The sequence below is a fragment of the Pseudomonadota bacterium genome, assembly GCA_010028905.1.
Classification (GTDB): Bacteria; Vulcanimicrobiota; Xenobia; order RGZZ01; family RGZZ01; genus RGZZ01.
This window is the reverse complement of record RGZZ01000519.1, coordinates 1-3,330: the sequence shown is the minus strand read 5'-3', so window position 1 is coordinate 3,330 and position 3,330 is coordinate 1. Positions and strand designations below refer to the sequence as shown.

2 protein-coding genes are annotated in these 3,330 nt (G+C 67.7%); one reads left to right on the top strand and one right to left on the bottom strand.

Features of this window, described 5'->3' with window-relative positions; genetic code table 11:
- On the bottom strand, positions 1–1,732 hold a 1,732-nt coding region (locus EB084_22190), incomplete at its 3' end, for a tetratricopeptide repeat protein (GenBank protein NDD30974.1).
- A 258-nt stretch (positions 1,733–1,990) separates the two neighbouring features.
- Between EB084_22190 and EB084_22185 the strand changes: the two genes are divergently transcribed.
- On the top strand, positions 1,991–3,330 hold a 1,340-nt coding region (locus EB084_22185; GenBank protein ID NDD30973.1), incomplete at its 3' end, for a SpoIID/LytB domain-containing protein.

The following is a 3,330-nucleotide window of genomic DNA, read 5'->3' as shown; positions in this document are numbered from 1 at the left end:
TGCCGTCGAGTTCGACGGCCGCACGGTACTCGTCGGCGGCCTTCTCGAAGGCGCCTTCTTCGTAGTGTGCCAGCCCCAGGTTGAAATGCGCCTCGGCGTAGTCCGGGCGTATCTCGAGGGCGCGTTCCCACTCGTGCCTCGCCTCTTCCAGCCGGTTCTGCCGTGCGTACACGATGCCGAGATTGTTGTGGGCATAGATGTCGGTCGGGTCGAGGGCGATGACCCGCAGGAACGCCTTTGCCGCGGCCTTCAGGCGCGCCGCTCGCGCGCGTTCCCCCAGACCGGCCTGGGCCGATGCGGCGGTGTGCACGAGCCCGAGGTTGTTCGATGTGTACGCGTCATCCGGGGCCAGCGCGACGGCCTCAGACATGATGGCGATGGCTTCTTCGTGGTGCTCGAGCGCGCTCTGCGCGAGGCCGAGGTAGTTCAGCGTCTGCAGGTCGTCAGGTCGGGTCTCGAGGGCCCGCTGGTAGTGGCGCACCGCGTCGGCGTTGCGCCCCAGGCGGGTGCAGGCCAGCCCAAGGTTGGTGAGCGCGTAGCCGTCGTCCGGGTCGATGGCGAGGACCTGCTCGAAGTGCGCGATGGCGTCTTCGAAACGATTCTGCGAGATGTAGGCGAAGCCGAGGTTGTTGTTGGCCAGGGTGTTGCGGGGGTCGATTCGAAGCGCCTCGTGCAGCTGCTCGATGGCTTCGTCGACGCGCCCCTGGCGCACCAGGCAGAGCCCCAGGTTGTTGTGGGCGAATGTGTCGCGGGGATTCAGCTGCAGCGACGCGCGGAACTCGGTGTCGGCCTCGAGGAGGTGTCCGAGGGCGAGATAGGCGCGTCCGAGGTTGTTTCGTGCGTAGGCGTCTCTCGGGTTGAGCGCGATGGCGCGCTTGTAGTGGTCCGCGGCCACAGACCAGCTGCTGCGCTGGGCATGCATCTGGCCGAGGTTGTGCCACGCGACCGGGTCGTTGGGGTTCTGCTCGAGAACCTTCTGGAAGTGCAGGGTGGCCTCGTCGTACCGCTCGAGGCGCACGAGCACGCGCCCCAGGTTGTTGCGCGCGTAGACGTCGTTGGCGTCGATGCCCAGGGCGCGCTCGAATGCCTGTATGGCCTGCGACAGGTCGCCGCGGCGCTCGTGGATCTTGCCGAGGTTGTTGTGCGCGTAGAGATCGTTCGGATCGATGGCCAGGGCGCTGAGGAACTCGCGCTCCGCGTCATCGACGCGCCCCACGCGGGCCAGCAGCAGGCCGAGGTTGTTGTGGGCGTAGACGTCGTAGGGGTCGATGGAGAGGGCGATCTCGTATTCGCGTATGGCCAGGCCCGCGTCGTTGCGCCGGGAGTGGACGAGCCCCAGGTTGTAGTGGGCCTGCCCGTATGAAGGGCGGATGGCCACGGCCCGATCGAGCATCTCGATGGCGGTTGTGAAGAGCCCCTGCTCAGCGTAGATGTAGCCGAGGTTGTTGAAGGCATAGAAGTCTTCGGGGTTCTCGCCCACCGCGATGCGGTACTCGGCGGCGGCCTCATCGAGACGGCGGTCTGCCAGGAGGGTCTTCGCGAGGAAGTAGCGCGCCTGGGCGTTCTTCGGGTCGATCTGCAGCGCCTTCCGCCATTGCGTGCACGCAAGCGCATTCTGGCCGCGCTGGGCGTAGAGGATGCCCAGCTCGTAGTGACCCGAGGCATCGCGCGGGGACTCGGCCACCCGCGCCTTGAGTTTCTCCAGCTGTGCGTCTGGAGCGGCCTTGGTCATCGCGTCTCCTCTTGCTCCGCGCTCGCATCGGAATGGCGGTGCTTCTCATCAGGCCCGCGCCGGCAGACCGATGCGGGCGTTCGCCCGTGGGGGCACGCCGAGGTGGGGTGCGGCGTCGGCAGAGGGCAGGGTTTCTGGAGGATTTCATACAAATCCTTTCCCGCCGAGCGCGCTCGCGTCGCCGCCTCGCACAGCCCTCGAAGGGAACCGAACGTCCTGTCCCTCGCCCCACGCCGCCTCCTGCTCCTGGTTCTCCTCATGCTCTGCTCTGGCGTCGCGCCTTGCGCCGCGCGCGGCTATGTCATACGTGTGGGCCTCGCGTTCGAGGTCGAGGCCTGCCGTCTCTCCAGTGCCGAGGGCCTCGAGCTGGCAGACGCCGACGGGCAGCACATCGCGGGCCTTCCTGACGCGGTGACCGCGGTCATCGCGCCGTCCGGCGGCGTGGTTGTCGGGGGGAGAACCTACATCCAGCCGTCGCTCATGGTGCGGCCTCGCAACGGCGCCATCGCCCTCAACGGTCGGTTGTACCGGGGGCAGATGGTGCTGCTTCGGTCGGCGGGGGGGCGCCTGAACGTGGTCAACTACGTCGATCTCGAGTCGTACATCCAGGGCGTGCTCGCGGGAGAGGTGCCCTCGAGCTGGCCGGAGGAGTGCCTCAAGGCGCAGGCGGTCGCGGCGCGATCGTATGTGCTCCATCAGGTCGAGCTCTATGGGGGCCGCGACTGGGACGTCGTGGCCACCGACAGAGACCAGGTCTACGAGGGAATGGCGGGGGAGATCCCGTCCATCGTCCGCGCGGTGCAGGCCACGCGACGCGAGGTCATCGCCTATAACGGCAAGGTGGTGAAGGCCTATTTCCACAGCGCCTGCGGCGGTCACACCGAGGCGGCCTCCGTGGCGTTCGGCGAGGACGCACCCTACATGCAGGGTGTCACCGATCCATATTGCGAGCGCTCCCCCTACCAGGCTTGGACGCGCGAGTACACCATGCAGCATCTGCGCCGCGCCATCTCCCAGGGGTCGCGCTCGACCCTGGGCAAGGTGCTCGAGGTTCGCCTGGGCAAGCGCGCCGCGTCGGGAAGAGCCGAGGAGATCGTGGTGGTGCGCGAGGGGGGCGAGGAGAAGCTTGCCGGCACCGAGCTGCGTCGCCTGCTCGGCTATCGCGACCTGCGCAGCACCTTCTTCGACATCAAGGTCAAGAAGAGCGTTCTGGTCACGGTGTCAACGACGCAGACGCAGCAGGTGGCCGCAAACGACCCGGCGCCGCCCCCCGCCAGTGAGGAGCCCGAGTTCGGCCTCGAGCAGATCGAGACGGTCAACCTCGCGCTGAAGCCTGAAGAGGCGTTTCACGTCATCTCCGGAAGTGGCGCGCTCGACAAGACGAGGGCCGGGTATGCGTACGCGGCCACCTCGGAGGGGGTGCTGCGCACGTTCGCAATGCGTCCCGGGCTGGAAGCCGTCGGGCTCGCCCATCGACTCGTGGCGCCGCGGCCGGTGGTTCTTCCTGCCGCCACCCGCACGAACCCCGAGCCCAGACCGCGCACGGTCACGGTCACCCGTCTGGTCCAGCGCCAGGTCCCGCTGCTCCTCTCGTTCCA